Source organism: Pseudomonas sp. SIMBA_068 (genome assembly GCF_046534705.1).
Lineage (GTDB): Bacteria > Pseudomonadota > Gammaproteobacteria > Pseudomonadales > Pseudomonadaceae > Aquipseudomonas > Aquipseudomonas putida.
Genome location: NZ_JAWRYI010000010.1, coordinates 230,110 through 244,829, shown reverse-complemented (window position 1 = coordinate 244,829; position 14,720 = coordinate 230,110). Strand labels below are relative to the sequence as shown.

Below are 14,720 nucleotides of genomic sequence, written 5' to 3'. Positions count from 1 at the left end.
TCAACGCCTGCGGTTGAGCACCTGCAGCATCGCCGCCGTCTGCGCATCGGGCATGCCGTCGAAGCGCTGCGGGCGGAAGCGCATCTGGAACGCAGTGATCACATGACGGGTGGCAACATCCAGCACCCCGGTCTGCTCGATTTGATAGCCAAACCGCGCCAGTTCCTGTTGGTACCAGCCAATGCTCGGCGGGTTGACGCTGAAGTAGGCCTGCTGCCGTGACACTGCGTTGGCATCTGGCCAGATACCCAGCCCGGCATCGGCCAGGCGCTTCCACGGGAACAGCGGCCCCGGGTCCAGCTTGCGTGATGGAGCGATATCACTGTGACCAATGATGTGCCGCGGTTCGATGTTGTTGCGCTTTACGATGTCCTTGAGCAGCGCAATCAGCGACTGGACCTGCGCTTCGCTGTAAGGGTGCCAGACCCGGCCATTGGGTGTGTCGGTGAACCCAGGGTTGACGATCTCGATGCCAATGGACGAGGAGTTCAGCCAGGTGCGCCCCTGCCACTGGCTGTCGCCGGCATGCCAGGCACGGCGGTTTTCATCCACCAGTTGATACACCGTCGCAGGGCCGTCGCCGATCAGGTAATGGCTGCTGACCTCACCATGGGTGAGCAACGCGAGCGAGCGCTCCAGCGAAGCATTGGTGTAATGCAGGACAACGAACTGGATGCGGTTGTCCTGGTTGGCCGAGGGGTGGCTGCGGTCGATGCGCAGGCCCGTCGAGCAACCGGCGACAGATAACAGCAAAAAGGAAATCAGCGTTTTTTTCAGCGTGGAAAGCACGTCAGTGGCCTCAGCGAATGAGCGCTACAGTATAACGTGCTCCCCATGGCCGCGCTTGCCGTGGGTCTGTGTTTGCAGGCTAGTTCTGCTCGACGCGGTTGCGCCCCAGCTCCTTGGCCCGGTACAGCGCCGCATCGGCGCGCTTGAGCACCTGGTCGCCGCGCTCGCCGGAGCGGAACGCACCCAGGCCGATGGAGGTGGTGATCACCACCCGCTCGCCCTTGAAGTGGAACGGGCAGGCTTCCACCGTGGCCCGCATTATTTCCGCCACTTGAGCAGCGGCGGCCGGTGATGTCTGTGGCAGCAGCAGGACGAATTCCTCGCCACCGAAGCGGGCGATGAAGTCACGGCCCCGCAGGCGCTTGCGCAGCTGGTCGGCGACAATCTTCAACACCTTGTCCCCGGCCAGATGCCCATAACTGTCGTTGATGCGCTTGAAATGATCCAGGTCGAGGATCGCCATGGCCAGATGGCCGCCATTCTCCTGCCATTCGATTATTTCGCGCTCGACCCGCTCGCTCCAGGCCGCGCGGTTGGGCAGACCGGTCAGGGGGTCGAGCAGGGCTTTCTGGCGTTGCTCTTCCAGGTGCTCGCGGTAACCGAGCGCCTCGTGCTCCATGTTCGCCACTCGCTCGGACAAGCCTTGCAGGCGCCCCGCCAGCTCTTGCTCGCGGCGGTCCCGCTCGTGCTTGTGCTCGTCCATGGTGACCAGCAGGCCTTCCAGGCGGTTGTCCAGGATGTGCTTGAGGCTATCGACGTCGGCGGCGCCCTGCACACTGTTTTGCAACCCATCGACATGCTCACGCAACTGGGTATCCAGCTCGCGAGCGGCAGAGCTGTTGTCCGCATGGCCTGCACTGGCCTCGTGCAGGTGGCTCTGGAAGCCTTCGAGGCGCTCATTGAGTTGCTGCAGGTAGGTTTCGAACTCGTGCTGGCCACTGTCGGTGATCGCCAGCATGAGCACGGCGAGGTCATCCAGCACCGGGATCAGCTCGTACCAGTTCAGGCCCCGGGCAACGCGCTCGCGCATTTCCAGCGCCTGGGCCTTGTGCCGCTCGGGCAGGCTCAGGTCATCGAGCAGGCCGATCAGGGTCTTCTCGATGTGCGCAGCAACCTGGCTGTAGGGCGGCTCTACCGCGTAGGGCAGCGCATAGGGGCCGTCTTCGCCAAAGGTTTCTTCAAGTGTTTGTGCCGGTTGTTCTTCTGCCAAGGGTTCGCTGAAGGCCGCTCCCGGCTCGGGCGCTTCTTCCTGTGGCAGTGGCTGGGCGGCCGGGGTTTCAATTGTTTCGATCAACGCCGGGCCGGATATCTCCAGCTCAGGTTCGGGCGCTACCGTCGCTTCGGCGGTATAGGCTGAGAGCGGTTGCAGCGCATCCACATCGTCTGGCTGGGGGGCTTCGATACTGTGCTGTGCAGCCGGGGGCGCCTCAGCAGCAGGCACCGCTGCCGGCGCGGGCGCGGGCTCGCCTTGTGGCTCATCCTCGCGGCTACCGAACAGGCGTTGCAAAAAGCCGGGCCGGGTGTCGTCCCCCGGTTTGCCGAGGGCCGACAGTGCAAGGCCCTGCAAGCCGCTCAGCTCGCCCAGCAGCGGCGGCAGGTCGCGGGACTGGGCAACGCCACCATCGAGTTTTTTGGCCAGCTTTTTCAACGGCCGCGAGATATCGCTGGGCAGCGGCAAGCCTTGCAGTTGGCCGACCAGCGCGGTCAGCGCATCGCTGACCTGGTTCATGCGGGTTTCCCGGCGCTGCTCGGAGTCCAGCACCGCTTTTTCAAGGCGCGGAATCAACCCGGCGAGGCCGGCGTCCATGTTGTCGCTGCGGATAACCTCGCGCATTTCCTTCATGCACGCGTCCACCACCTTGTCACTGCCTTCGGCAGCCAGGGTGCTGCGCACCAGACCACGACGCAGCAGGTCGAGACGGGCGTCCCAGCGGCGTTCGAGCTTTTCTTGCTGCTCGATGCTTTTAAGGTATTTTTCTTTCCAGCGCTCAGCGTCTTCAGTCATGCCCGGGTCCGCAAACGGTGATGGCAATTAGCTCAAGACCGGCAGCGTATCCACAGTCAATGCATCAGGCAATCGAATCTCGACAGCGACGGGAAGGTGGTCGGAAATTGGCCGCGCCAACACCTCGACACGCTCAAGCGTGAGGCTTGGGCTGAGCAGGATATGGTCCAGGCAACGCTGGGGGCGCCAGCTGGGGAAAGTCGCCTCGACTTGCGGGGCGATCAGGCCCAGGTCGCGCAGCGGCGAGTGCTCCAGCAGGTCGGTGGCATGGGTGTTCATGTCGCCCATCAGCACCTGGTGACGGTAACCGCCAATCAGCTCGCGGATGTAGCCCAGTTGCAGGGCGCGGGTCTTGGCGCCAAGCGCCAGGTGCATCATCACCACGATCAGCGCATCTTCGCCTTCGCCAAAACGCACCAGGATCGCCCCACGGCCGGCCGGGCCAGGCAATGGGTGGTCTTCGAGCGCTTGCGGCTTCAGGCGGCTGAGCACGCCATTGCTGTGCTGGGCGAAACGCCCGAGGTTGCGGTTGAGTTGCTGGTACCAGTAGGGGAAGGCCCCCAGGTGAGCCAGGTGCTCGACCTGGTTTACATAGCCTGAGCGCAGGCTGCCCCCGTCGGCCTCCTGCAAGGCCACCAGGTCGAAGTCGCCCAGCAAATCACCGATTTTCTGCAGGTTGCCGGCACGCCCGTTGTGCGGCAGCAAGTGCTGCCAGCTGCGAGTCAGGTAATGCCGGTAGCGCTCGGTGCTGATGCCAACCTGAATGTTGAAGCTGAGCAGCCGCAGTCGACCATCCTCGGGCAGGCCAGAAGCCTGCAGGTGATGCTCGTTGACCTGCGGCTGGGGCAGGCCAATGCCACGCGTGGTTCTGAAGCGGGGCATGGGTTACGCCGCCTACTTGGCGGCGCGCTCCTTGGCGATCAGCTGATCGGCGACGTTCAGTACGCCTTCCGGCCCGCCAGCGGTACCCAGGTCGAAGCGGTACTTGCCGTTGACGACCAAGCTCGGTACGCCGGTGATTTCGTACTTCTTCGCCAGTTCCTTGGCCTTCTGAACCTGGCCTTTGATGGCGAAGGAGTTGAAGGTGGCGAGGAACTTGTCCTTGTCGACGCCTTGAGTGGCGAGGAAGTCGGCCATGTCGTCCGGCTTGGTCAGCTGCTTGCGCTGGTTCTGGATAGCATCGAAGACTGCGGCGTGCACCTTTTGCTCGACGCCCATGGCTTCGAGGGTCAGGAACATCTGGCCGTGTGCGTCCCATGGGCCACCGAACATGGCAGGAACACGTTTGAAGTTGACGTCAGCCGGCAGCTTTTCAGCCCACGGGTTGATGGTCGGCTCGAAGTGGTAACAGTGTGGGCAGCCGTACCAGAACAGCTCGACCACTTCGATCTTGCCAGGCACGGAAACTGGAACAGGGTTGCTCAGCTCGAGGTATTCCTTGCCAGCAACAGGCTCGGCGGCCTGGACGGCAGTCATACCAAATACGCTGGCAGCGACCAGCGCGGCGCTGAGAATCAGTTTACGCATGCTTTACTCCTGAGCAGTCATAGGTCGCCACGACCCTACCTGCACTGAGACAGGCCGGGAAGGGATCGAGTTCTGTAGTGTAACGGCTGCGGACTGAAAAAAGGGCGGCCCGGCCGCCCTTTCATCATTGGCCTACAACATTAACTGAAGGTTAATGCAGGCCCTGGATGTAGCTGGCCAACGCCTCGATGTCGTGGTTGCTCAGCTTGCCGGCAATGGTGCGCATGGTCATGGCATCACCATCGTTGGTGCGGTTGCCTTCGCGGAAGTCCGTGAGCTGCTTGGTCACGTACTGCGAGTGCTGGCCGCTCAGGTGCGGGAAGCCGGCCAAAGCAATACCTGCGCCGTTGGGGGAGTGGCAACCGGTGCAGGCAGGCATGCCTTTCTCCAGGTCGCCGCCATTGAACAGCGAACGGCCACGTTCGACCAGCTTGGGATCGGCGGCACCCACGCTGCCTTTCTGGCTGGAGAAGTAGGCGGCGATATCGGCCAGGTCCTGGTCGCTGAACGCGGTCAGCATGCCGGTCATCTCCAGCACGGTACGCTTGCCCGACTTGATATCGTGCAGTTGTTTTTCGAGGTAACGCTGGCCCTGGCCGGCCAGTTTCGGGAAGTTTGGTGCCAGGCTATTGCCGTCGGGGTTGTGGCAGGCGCCACACACGGCCGTCTTGGCCTGACCGGCGGCGGCATCGCCCTTGACAGTTTGCGCAGCAGTGGCCGCACCTGCGACACCCAGGGTCAACAGCAGACTCACGACTAGTTTGTTCATCAGCTAATCCAACACGGCTAAGGGTGAAATGTTATGTATCGGGACTGCCGCTCATCCAAAGGATGACCAAACGGTAGTCCTCGGCACTGCAGTCCATGCACAATCCACGCGGCGGCATAGCCTTGAAACCCTGGGTCACGTGCTTCACCAGTACATCCATGCCTTGCGCCAGCCTTGGCTCCCATGCTGCCCGGTCACCTTGTCTGGGTGCCTGTGGCAACTGCCCGGTGTGACAGGCCGCACACGTGCGGTTGTACAACACCTCGGGATCCTGTGTAGCCTGTGCGCTGAAAACCGGCAGGAACATACCGACAGCAAGCAGCCATTTCGCCATGCGGAACGACCTTCAGGGTTGGGGGCCGCGCTGCGTTCTGATGCGCGAGCTATTGTTCGACACCCCATGCCCGTTCCCCTTCGCTGGGAGAATGAGCACACAAAAACTGGGGCATTATATACTTCCGCCATCCAAACGGAAACGACACCGCTTGCCAGGCTCGGGCCTTCAGAGTCAGGCAACACCCACATCGGATATCCCATGCAAGTCAAGAACCCCATCCTCGGCCTCTGCCAGAAAGCCACATTCGCCCTCAGCGCTGCCAAGGTCGAACAATGTCCGGAAGACCAGGGTTACGAGGTGGCTTTTGCCGGCCGCTCCAACGCCGGCAAATCCAGCGCCCTCAACACCCTGACCCATGCCAGCCTGGCGCGTACCTCGAAAACCCCGGGGCGCACCCAGCTGTTGAATTTCTTCAGTCTGGACGATGAACGGCGTTTGGTCGACCTGCCGGGCTACGGTTATGCGAAAGTGCCGATCCCGCTCAAGCAGCACTGGCAGAAACATCTGGAAGCCTACCTGGGCAGCCGTGAGTGCCTGCGCGGCGTGATCCTGATGATGGACGTGCGCCACCCGATGACCGACTTCGACAAGATGATGCTCGACTGGGCCAAGGCCAGCCGCATGCCCATGCACATCCTGCTGACCAAGGCCGACAAGCTGACCCACGGCGCGGGCAAGAACACCTTGCTGAAAGTGCAGTCGGAAATCCGCAAGGGCTGGGGTGATGGCGTGACTATCCAGCTGTTCTCGGCACCCAAGCGCCTGGGCGTGGAAGACGCCTACCGCGTGCTGGCGGGCTGGATGGAACTGGAAGACAAGCCAGTGGCCTGAGGGCCTGGGCAGATCGCTGTAGGAGCAGCCTTGTGCTGCGAAGAGGCGATGACAGGCTGTAGAAATCTGTTGTCCATACCGGCCCTTTCGCAGCACGAGGCTGCTCCTACAATGGGGAGCAGCAGCGGCTGCCCGTCAAATTGCGGGCAAAAAAAACCCCGGACTTCGTATGGGGAGGGGGAAGTTCGGGGTCCAAGTCCGGACCGCTAGGGCGGGGTCCAGATATCTGCCAACACTTAACACAACATAGGAGCATCGAAGGGCTTCACCAGCCATTCAGTTACTCTGAGTTCCGCTTCACCGGTTTAGTTCCGAAGCCCTGAAAACTATTTGCGATAGTTTCATGAAACTGCAGCACCAACGGCACTGAGCAGTGCCAGGATCCGCGTCACTACGTCGCAGATCCTACACAGCTTTCCCCGCTCAATCAGTGAGCTTCGTCCCAATTCGCACCGATTCCTGCTTCCACCAGCAGCGGCACATCCAGCTGCGCGGCCTGGCTCATGTGCTGGCGAATTTCATCTTTCACCTGCTGAACCAGGTCCTCACGCACCTCCAGCACCAGTTCGTCGTGAACCTGCAGGATCACCCGGGCATCCAGCCCGCTCTCGCTCAGCCAGTTATCCACATTGACCATGGCCCGCTTGATGATGTCGGCTGCGGTGCCCTGCATCGGCGCGTTGATCGCCGTACGCTCGGCGCCTTTGCGCAGGGCCGGGTTCTTGGCGTTGATGTCTGGCAGGTACAGGCGGCGGCCGAACAGGGTTTCGACAAAGCCTTGCTCGGCGGCCTGCGCACGGGTGCGCTCCATGTAGGCCAGCACGCCCGGGTAGCGGGCGAAGTAACGGTCGATGTAGTCCTGCGACTGCTTGCGGTCGACGCCGATCTGCTTGGCCAGGCCAAAAGCGCTCATCCCGTAGATCAGGCCGAAGTTGATGGCTTTGGCCTTGCGGCGCTGGTCGGTGGTGACGTCTTCCAGGGCAACACCAAACACTTCCGCCGCCGTTGCCCGGTGCACGTCGAGGTCGTTGCGGAAGGCGTGCAGCAGGCCTTCGTCCTTGGCCAGGTGGGCCATGATGCGCAGCTCGATCTGCGAGTAGTCCGCCGCCAGCAGTTTGTAGCCCGGGCTGGCAATGAACGCCTGGCGGATACGCCGGCCCTCGGCGGTACGGATCGGGATGTTCTGCAGGTTCGGGTCGCTCGACGACAACCGGCCGGTGGCTGCCACTGCCTGCTGATAGGAGGTGTGGATTCGCCCGGTGCGCGGGTTGATCTGGCCCGGCAGCTTGTCGGTGTAGGTGCTCTTGAGCTTGCTCAGGCTGCGGTACTGCATCAGTACCTCAGGCAGTGGGTAGCCGAGCAAGGCCAGTTCATCGAGTACGGCTTCGGCGGTGGATGGCTGGCCCTTGGCGGTCTTGCTCAGCACCGGCATGCCCAGCTTGTCGTAAAGGATCGAACCCAGCTGCTTGGGCGAGCCGAGGTTGAATTCTTCACCGGCCAGCTCGTAGGCCCGCAGTTCCAGCTCGGCCATCTTCACGCCCAGCTCACCGCTCTGTACGTGCAGCAGGGCGGCATCGACCAGCGCACCCTGGCGCTCGATCTTGGCCAGCACCGGCACCAGCGGCATTTCGATGTCCATCAGCACCGGCAGCACGCCCGGCGTCTGCGCCAGGCGCGCCTGCAGCGCCTGGTGCAAGCGCAGGGTGATGTCGGCGTCTTCGGCAGCGTAAGGGCCGGCCTTGTCCAGGTGGATCTGGTTGAAGGTCAGTTGCTTGGCGCCTTTGCCGGCGATGTCCTCGAAGGCAATGGTGGTGTGGTCGAGGTACTTTTGCGCCAGGCTGTCCATGTCGTGACGGGTAGCGGTGGAATTCAGCACGTACGACTCGAGCATGGTGTCGTAGGCCACGCCGCGCATTTCGATGGCGGGCGAACCGTTGGCGAGGATATTGATGTCGTACTTGGCGTTCTGCCCGACCTTGGCCTTGGCCGGGTCTTCCAGCAGTGGTTTCAGTGCCAGCAATACAGCCTCGCGGTCCAACTGGGCCGGCGCACCTTCATAGTCGTGCGCCAACGGCACATAAGCCGCCTCGTGGGGCGCGACAGCGAAAGACAGGCCAACCAGCCGCGCCTTCTGGGCATCCAGGCCGGTTGTTTCGGTATCAAAGGCGAACAGCGGCGCCTGGCGCAGCTTTTCCAGCCATGCGTCGAAACGGGCCTGGTCCAGAATGGTTTCGTACTGCGGCTCGACCTTGGCCGTCGGCTCTGCGACCGGCGCAACCTCAGTACCAGCCCTTGCCGCGTCGCGCTGCACCTCGGCAACCCAGCTCTTGAACTCCATCTCGGTGTACAGCGCCAACAGCGCATCGCGGTCGGGCTCGCCACACACCAGTGCCTCGACCTCGACATCCAGCGGCACATCGACCTTGATGGTGGCCAGTTCGTAGGACAGGAACGCCGCATCGCGGTGCTCCTCCAGCTTGGCCGGCAGGGTCTTGGCGCCGCGAATGGCCAGCGCGGGCACCTTGTCCAGGTTGGCGTAAAGGTCGCTGAGGCCACCGCCGATACCGGTCAGCAGGCCCACCGCGGTTTTTTCGCCAACGCCGGGTACGCCTGGGATGTTGTCGACCTTGTCACCCATCAGGGCCAGGAAGTCGATGATATGTTCCGGGCCGACGCCAAATTTCTCGTGCACGCCAGCCACGTCCAGCACGCTACCGGTCATGGTGTTGACCAGGGTAATGTGCCCGTCCACCAGCTGGGCCATGTCCTTGTCGCCCGTCGAGATGATCACCGGGCGGCCCTGGGCGGCGCTGCTGCGCGCCAGGGTGCCGATCACGTCGTCGGCTTCGACACCCTCAACGCACAGCAGCGGGTAGCCAAGTGCCCTCACGCTGGCATGCAGCGGCTCGACCTGCACCCGCAGGTCGTCAGGCATGCTCGGGCGGTTGGCCTTGTACTCGGCAAACATGGCATCGCGGAAGGTGCCGCCCTTGGCGTCGAACACCACCGCGAAGAGGCTGTCGGGGTACTGTTTTCGCAGGCTCTTGAGCATGTTCAACACACCCTTCACCGCACCGGTCGGCATGCCCTTGGACGTGGTCAGCGGCGGCAGCGCGTGAAAGGCGCGGTACAGGTAGGAGGAACCGTCCACCAGGACGAGGGGGGCTTGGCTCATGAGCAGAATCAACCTTTTCGACGGGTCCGGCGCTAGAATAGCCAGAATCATTGACGACAAAGGGACTAGGTTATCATGCGTACACTCAATCGCCTGTTACTGCTCGGCCTGTTGGCAACCACGCCAGTCGTCACCCTGGCGGCGGACGACGCCCCCTCGGCCGATCCCGAGGTGACCATTCGCACGGAAGGCGACAAAACCATCCAGGAGTACCGGCAGAACGGCTTCCTGTATGCGATCAAGATCACGCCGAAAAACGGCAAGCCTTATTTTCTGGTACGCGCTGATGGCACTGATGCCAATTTCATTCGATCCGACCAGCCGGACATGCTGATTCCGTCCTGGAAGATCTTCGAGTGGTAATCTGACGCGCACCGTTCACATCAACCCGGCACTTCCCGGCGGAAGTGCCCGTATGGGCATTTTTTCATCATGTCAGTCTTCACCCCCGTGACCCGGCCTGAGCTGGAAACCTTTCTGGCGCCGTACGAGCTGGGCCGTCTGCTCGACTTCCAGGGCATTGCCGCCGGCACCGAGAACAGCAATTTCTTCGTCAGCCTCGAACAGGGGGAGTTCGTCCTGACGCTGATCGAGCGCGGGCCCAGCGAGGACATGCCGTTCTTCATCGAACTGCTCGACACCCTGCACGACGCCGACATGCCGGTGCCCTATGCCATTCGTGACCGCGACGGCAATGGCCTGCGCGAGTTGTGCGGCAAGCCGGCACTGCTGCAGCCACGGCTGTCGGGCAAGCACATCAAGGCGCCGAACAACCAGCACTGCGCCCAGGTCGGCGAGCTGCTGGCACACATTCACCTGGCCACCCGCGAGCACATCATCGAGCGCCGCACCGACCGTGGCCTGGACTGGATGCTGGCCTCGGGTGCCGAGTTGTTGCCGCGCCTGACTGCCGAACAGGCCGCACTGCTGCAGCCGGCGCTGGATGAAATCACCGCGCACAAGGCGCAGATTCTGGCGTTGCCACGGGCCAACCTGCATGCCGACCTGTTCCGCGACAACGTGATGTTCGAAGGCACCCACCTGACCGGTGTGATCGACTTCTACAACGCCTGCTCCGGGCCGATGCTGTATGACATCGCCATCACCGTGAACGACTGGTGCCTGGATGAGAAGGGCGCGGTGGATGTACCGCGTGCCCAGGCATTGCTGGCAGCCTATGCGGCGCTGCGGCCGTTCACTGCCGCCGAAGCCGAGCTGTGGCCGGAAATGTTGCGGGTAGGCTGCGTGCGCTTCTGGCTGTCGCGCCTGATCGCGGCCGAATCGTTTGCCGGGATGGATGTGATGATCCACGACCCGGGCGAGTTCGAAGTGCGCCTGGCACAGCGCCAGCAAGTGGCCTTGCACCTGCCGTTCGCCCTCTAGACCCCGTCTGCTTCTTCGCGGGCATGCCCGCGAAGGGGCCGGTGCAGGCTTACAGCTGTTCCAGGCACCCCGCCAGCTCACCACCCAGCTTCTCCAGCAAGCGCTCGTAACCCTTGCCATCCACCGGATCGGTGCCGCCCAGTGCATCCAGCTCGGCCAGGCGCACCGGCAGCCCGGCAGTCAGGGTCTCGGCCAGGCGCGGTCGCAGTGGCGGCTCGCTGAACACGCACGTCTTGCCCACTTCCTGCAGGCGCTTGCGCATGGCTGCCACATGTTGCGCACCAGGCTGCACCTCGGACGCCACGCTGAACACGCCGGTGTGCTTCAAGCCATATTCAGCCTCGAAGTAATCGAACGCTTCGTGAAACACGAAGTACGGCCTGTCGGCAATACCGTGCACCCGCGCCTTGATACGCCCATCCAGTGCATCCAGCCGCTCATCGAAGGCCTTCAGGTTGCTCTGGTAGCGAGCTGCGTTAGCGGGGTCGACCTGTGCCAGATCAGCCGCCATTCTGGCCGCGATTACCCGCGCGTTGACCGACGATAACCACAAATGTGCATCCAGGCTGCCTGGACGGTGATCGTGGTCATGGTCGTCGTGGTCTTCTTCCTCATGGGAATGGCTGTCCTCGCCAAAATGGCGCAGCTTCATGCCCGTCAGCGACTGCACGGCCACCGTCGGCTTGCTACGGCTGCCCAGCACCCGCGGCAGGAAGCTCTCCATGTCCGGGCCGATCCAGTACAGCAGGTCGGCATCGCCTACGCGGCGCACATCGGACGGGCGCAAGGCATAGTGGTGCGGCGAAGCACCTGGCGGCAGCAACACGTCAGGGCTGCCAACGCCATCCTGCACGGCAGCGGCAATCTGCTGCAAGGGCTTGATACTGGTGAGCACACGCACATCGGCCTGGGCGGAAAATGCGATGAAAGCGACAAACAGAGCTAGGAATCGGGACACGGTGGATACTCGAGTCGTCAGAAACAGGTAACATAATAACGTCTCCATCCAGAACCGTCGCTGCCCATGTCCATCACGCCGCTGGCCAACCGTCCTCACGATCATTCCCATTGCGTACATAGCGCACTGGCTGAAGCCGACGCCTTGTGCACCCGCCAGGGCCTGCGCCTGACCGCGCTGCGCCGCCGTGTGCTGGAGCTGGTGTGGCAAAGCCACAAGCCGCTGGGCGCCTACGACATCCTCGCCGTGCTCAGCGAGCAGGACGGCCGCCGCGCCGCGCCACCCACGGTGTACCGCGCGCTGGACTTCCTGCTGGAAAACGGCCTGGTGCACCGCATCGCCTCGCTCAACGCCTTCATCGGCTGCAGCCACCCCGAACACGTGCACCAAGGCCAGTTCCTGATTTGCCGGGCCTGCCATGTGGCCATCGAGCTGGAGCAGAGCAGCATCAGCGAGGCCATCATCAGCAGCGCCAAAGGCGTCGGCTTCACGGTGGAGACCCAAACCGTCGAAGTGGTCGGCCTGTGCGGCAGCTGCCGGAGCGCGGCATGAGCGACGCCCTGATCCGCCTTGAGCAGGTCGGCGTCACCTTTGGCGGCGAGGCGGTGCTCGACAGCATCGACCTGTCGGTCGCTCCAGGCCAGATCGTCACCCTGATCGGCCCCAACGGGGCGGGCAAGACGACCTTGGTGCGCGCCGTACTCGGGCTGCTCAAGCCACACCGCGGCAAGGTATGGCGCAAGCCGAAGCTGCGCATTGGCTACATGCCGCAAAAGATTCAGGTCGATGCCACGCTGCCGCTGTCGGTGCTGCGCTTCCTGCGCCTGGTGCCCGGCGTAGACCGCGCCGCAGCCTTGTCGGCGCTGCAGGAAGTGGGCGCCGAACAGGTCATCGACAGCCCGATCCAGACCATTTCCGGCGGCGAGATGCAACGCGTGCTGCTGGCCCGCGCCCTTCTGCGCGAACCCCAGTTGCTGGTGCTCGACGAGCCGGTGCAGGGTGTGGACGTGGTCGGCCAGACCGAGCTGTACAACCTCATCACCCGCCTGCGCGACCGCCATGGCTGCGGCGTGCTGATGGTGTCCCACGACCTGCACCTGGTGATGAGCGCCACCGACCAGGTGGTGTGCCTGAACCGTCACGTGTGCTGCTCGGGCCACCCCGAGCAAGTCAGCGGCGACCCGGCGTTCGTCGAACTGTTCGGCCAGACCGCACCTAGCCTGGCCATCTACCACCACCACCACGACCACAGCCACGACCTGCACGGCTCGGTGGTCGCACCTGGCACCCATGTTCACGGAGAGCACTGCAAGCATGGCTGATTTTCTTCTCTACGCCTTGCTTGCCGGCTTGTCCCTGGCGCTGGTCGCCGGCCCGCTGGGTTCCTTCGTGGTATGGCGGCGCATGGCCTATTTTGGCGACACCCTGTCCCATGCCGCTTTGCTCGGTGTGGCCATGGGCTTTGCCCTGGACGTCAGCCCGGCACTGGCAGTGACCATCGGCTGCCTGCTGCTGGCGATCCTGCTGGTGACCTTGCAGCAACGCCAACCGCTGGCGTCCGATACCCTGCTCGGCATCCTCGCCCCCAGCACCCTGTCGCTTGGCCTGGTGGTACTGAGCTTCATGCACGATGTGCGCATCGACCTGATGGCCTACCTGTTCGGTGACCTGCTGGCCATCAGCACCACCGACCTGGCCTGGATCCTCGGCGGCAGTGCGCTGGTGCTGGTGCTGCTTGCCGCGCTGTGGCGGCCGCTGCTGGCAGTCACCGTGCACGAAGAACTGGCCACGGTCGAAGGCCTGCCCGTTGCCGGCCTGCGCCTGGCACTGATGCTGCTGATTGCGGTGGTGATTGCGGTGGCCATGAAGATCGTCGGTGTGCTGCTGATCACCTCGCTGCTGATCATCCCCGCGGCTGCGGCGCAGCGTCACGCCCGCTCCCCCGAGCAGATGGCCGTGGGCGCCAGCCTGCTGGGCGTTACCGCGGTCTGCTGTGGCCTGGCCATGTCGTGGTTCAAGGATACCCCCGCCGGCCCGTCGATCGTGGTCTGCGCGGCGGTGCTATTCTTGCTGAGCCTGGCCCTGCCAAAACGCTGAACAGCAGGGCGTGTGAAGGCACGCCTTGCAACCTTTTGCCGGGTAAAGGGTCTGTAAGACCTGTTTTCGAGCGTGCGCACCTGGGTGTAGACTTGCTCGCTTTTTGCGCAAATAGAGAGTCGCAGGAATGAAGCCGTTCGCCTCCCGTTATCTGCTTGTTGCCGCGTTTTCCCTGCTCCTGGCTGCCTGTTCCAGCGCGCCGGTCGAACAGGCCCCCGCACCTGCCCAAGCCGATGCCTGGCAGCAGTTGCAACAAAACATCGCCAGCAACGAGCTGGCCACCGCCGAAGACCAGCTGGCAGCCCTGCAAGCGCAGTCGCCTGACGACGCGCGCCTGGAGCAATACCAGCGTCAGTTGGCCGAAGCCTACCTGCAACGCAGCCAGATCGTCCTGCAAAAGGGTGATGTGAATGCGGCCGCTACCGCCCTGGCCCGTGCCCGGGCACTGATGCCGCAAGCCCCGGCAGTGACCGGTGGCGATCCCCTGTCCCAGGCACGCAAGGCCGAGCTGGAGAAGGCAGAGGCTGCCTTGAAAGCCGCCGAGGCCAAGCCCAAGGCACGCATCATCGACCCGACAGCGCCAAGCACGGTGGTGGCCTTGAAGACCACTGACAGCCGCGCCATGCGCCGCCAGCTCGATGACATTGCCGCCGATGTGGTGAGCTATGACTGCGAAGTGGTGTTCCAGGTGCCGCGCACTGACGATGCGCCGTGGCTGAAGAACTTGCTGGAGAAGCGCGTGCGCAAGATCGACAGTGGGTTCCAGCTGAAGCAGAAGCATGAGATTCAACGCTCGCTGCCGGCGCAGGTGGTTCTGGTACCGCATCAGCGCTGAAAACACGGGCGGCG

14 protein-coding genes and 1 pseudogene are annotated in these 14,720 nt (G+C 63.3%); 7 read left to right on the top strand and 8 right to left on the bottom strand.

The window, feature by feature from the left end:
• From SB756_RS22440 to SB756_RS22415, 6 genes and pseudogenes are all read right to left on the bottom strand, one after another.
• Positions 1–789: an N-acetylmuramoyl-L-alanine amidase gene (locus SB756_RS22440; protein WP_410911899.1), complete on the bottom strand. Its 789-nt coding sequence runs from the start codon at positions 787–789 to the stop codon at positions 1–3.
• A gap of 79 nt (positions 790–868) precedes the next feature.
• Positions 869–2,794 carry a diguanylate cyclase gene (locus SB756_RS22435; RefSeq protein WP_410911898.1) on the bottom strand — a complete coding sequence of 642 codons (1,926 nt, stop codon included), beginning with the start codon at positions 2,792–2,794 and terminating at the stop codon, positions 869–871.
• A gap of 27 nt (positions 2,795–2,821) precedes the next feature.
• A pseudogene (locus SB756_RS22430) lies at positions 2,822–3,654 on the bottom strand (endonuclease/exonuclease/phosphatase family protein).
• A 34-nt stretch (positions 3,655–3,688) separates the two neighbouring features.
• Positions 3,689–4,321: a thiol:disulfide interchange protein DsbA gene (gene dsbA, locus SB756_RS22425; RefSeq protein ID WP_063424554.1), complete on the bottom strand. Its 633-nt coding sequence runs from the start codon at positions 4,319–4,321 to the stop codon at positions 3,689–3,691.
• 151 nt (positions 4,322–4,472) lie between these two features.
• Positions 4,473–5,090, bottom strand: a complete 618-nt coding sequence (locus tag SB756_RS22420) for a c-type cytochrome (RefSeq protein ID WP_016497420.1) — start codon at positions 5,088–5,090, stop codon at positions 4,473–4,475.
• A 31-nt stretch (positions 5,091–5,121) separates the two neighbouring features.
• Positions 5,122–5,424, bottom strand: a complete 303-nt coding sequence (locus SB756_RS22415) for a c-type cytochrome (RefSeq protein WP_016484276.1) — start codon at positions 5,422–5,424, stop codon at positions 5,122–5,124.
• A 201-nt stretch (positions 5,425–5,625) separates the two neighbouring features.
• Between SB756_RS22415 and yihA the strand changes: the two genes are divergently transcribed.
• Positions 5,626–6,258 (top strand): ribosome biogenesis GTP-binding protein YihA/YsxC, encoded by a 633-nt coding sequence (gene yihA / locus SB756_RS22410; protein ID WP_016497419.1) that lies wholly within the window; start codon positions 5,626–5,628, stop codon positions 6,256–6,258.
• A gap of 427 nt (positions 6,259–6,685) precedes the next feature.
• Here yihA and polA read toward each other — a convergent pair whose 3' ends face one another.
• Positions 6,686–9,433, bottom strand: a complete 2,748-nt coding sequence (polA, locus tag SB756_RS22405; RefSeq protein WP_410911895.1) for a DNA polymerase I — start codon at positions 9,431–9,433, stop codon at positions 6,686–6,688.
• A 75-nt stretch (positions 9,434–9,508) separates the two neighbouring features.
• Between polA and SB756_RS22400 the strand changes: the two genes are divergently transcribed.
• Entirely contained in the window at positions 9,509–9,796 is a 288-nt protein-coding gene (locus SB756_RS22400; RefSeq protein WP_003252997.1) for a DUF2782 domain-containing protein, read from the top strand.
• Positions 9,797–9,865: 69 nt separating this feature from the next.
• Positions 9,866–10,816: a homoserine kinase gene (locus SB756_RS22395; protein WP_341797220.1), complete on the top strand. Its 951-nt coding sequence runs from the start codon at positions 9,866–9,868 to the stop codon at positions 10,814–10,816.
• Between the two features lie 49 nt (positions 10,817–10,865).
• Here the strand turns inward: SB756_RS22395 and SB756_RS22390 are convergent, their stop codons facing one another.
• Positions 10,866–11,822 (bottom strand): zinc ABC transporter substrate-binding protein, encoded by a 957-nt coding sequence (locus tag SB756_RS22390; protein WP_410911894.1) that lies wholly within the window; start codon positions 11,820–11,822, stop codon positions 10,866–10,868.
• A gap of 18 nt (positions 11,823–11,840) precedes the next feature.
• Here SB756_RS22390 and zur point away from each other — a divergent pair, with 18 nt between their 5' ends.
• The 4 genes from zur to SB756_RS22370 all read left to right on the top strand — a co-directional run bounded on the left by zur (position 11,841) and on the right by SB756_RS22370 (position 14,706).
• Positions 11,841–12,326 carry a zinc uptake transcriptional repressor Zur gene (gene zur / locus SB756_RS22385; protein WP_241800268.1) on the top strand — a complete coding sequence of 162 codons (486 nt, stop codon included), beginning with the start codon at positions 11,841–11,843 and terminating at the stop codon, positions 12,324–12,326.
• The gene (gene znuC, locus SB756_RS22380) at positions 12,323–13,096 is read left to right on the top strand and encodes a zinc ABC transporter ATP-binding protein ZnuC (protein ID WP_012269923.1); all 774 of its coding nucleotides are present in this window, start codon (positions 12,323–12,325) and stop codon (positions 13,094–13,096) included. The genes zur and znuC overlap by 4 nt, the downstream gene beginning before the upstream one ends.
• Positions 13,089–13,871, top strand: coding sequence for a zinc ABC transporter permease subunit ZnuB (gene znuB / locus SB756_RS22375; protein WP_016497414.1), 783 nt, complete (start codon positions 13,089–13,091; stop codon positions 13,869–13,871). Before znuC ends, znuB begins: the two co-directional genes overlap by 8 nt.
• Positions 13,872–13,998: 127 nt before the next feature.
• Entirely contained in the window at positions 13,999–14,706 is a 708-nt protein-coding gene (locus tag SB756_RS22370) for a PA5502 family lipoprotein (protein WP_410911892.1), read from the top strand.
• Positions 14,707–14,720 lie beyond the last annotated feature (14 nt).

What these genes read in the sequence shown, in the direction of transcription:
- yihA (WP_016497419.1), top strand. Translation starts at nt 5,626, where the DNA reads ATGCAAGTCAAGAACCCCATCCTCGGCCTCTGCCAGAAAGCCACATTC.
- zur (WP_241800268.1), top strand. Translation starts at nt 11,841, where the DNA reads ATGTCCATCACGCCGCTGGCCAACCGTCCTCACGATCATTCCCATTGC.
- SB756_RS22435 (WP_410911898.1), bottom strand. Translation starts at nt 2,794, where the DNA reads ATGACTGAAGACGCTGAGCGCTGGAAAGAAAAATACCTTAAAAGCATC.
- SB756_RS22420 (WP_016497420.1), bottom strand. Translation starts at nt 5,090, where the DNA reads ATGAACAAACTAGTCGTGAGTCTGCTGTTGACCCTGGGTGTCGCAGGT.
- znuB (WP_016497414.1), top strand. Translation starts at nt 13,089, where the DNA reads ATGGCTGATTTTCTTCTCTACGCCTTGCTTGCCGGCTTGTCCCTGGCG.
- dsbA (WP_063424554.1), bottom strand. Translation starts at nt 4,321, where the DNA reads ATGCGTAAACTGATTCTCAGCGCCGCGCTGGTCGCTGCCAGCGTATTT.
- polA (WP_410911895.1), bottom strand. Translation starts at nt 9,433, where the DNA reads ATGAGCCAAGCCCCCCTCGTCCTGGTGGACGGTTCCTCCTACCTGTAC.
- SB756_RS22390 (WP_410911894.1), bottom strand. Translation starts at nt 11,822, where the DNA reads ATGGAGACGTTATTATGTTACCTGTTTCTGACGACTCGAGTATCCACC.
- SB756_RS22415 (WP_016484276.1), bottom strand. Translation starts at nt 5,424, where the DNA reads ATGGCGAAATGGCTGCTTGCTGTCGGTATGTTCCTGCCGGTTTTCAGC.
- SB756_RS22400 (WP_003252997.1), top strand. Translation starts at nt 9,509, where the DNA reads ATGCGTACACTCAATCGCCTGTTACTGCTCGGCCTGTTGGCAACCACG.
- SB756_RS22370 (WP_410911892.1), top strand. Translation starts at nt 13,999, where the DNA reads ATGAAGCCGTTCGCCTCCCGTTATCTGCTTGTTGCCGCGTTTTCCCTG.
- SB756_RS22395 (WP_341797220.1), top strand. Translation starts at nt 9,866, where the DNA reads ATGTCAGTCTTCACCCCCGTGACCCGGCCTGAGCTGGAAACCTTTCTG.
- znuC (WP_012269923.1), top strand. Translation starts at nt 12,323, where the DNA reads ATGAGCGACGCCCTGATCCGCCTTGAGCAGGTCGGCGTCACCTTTGGC.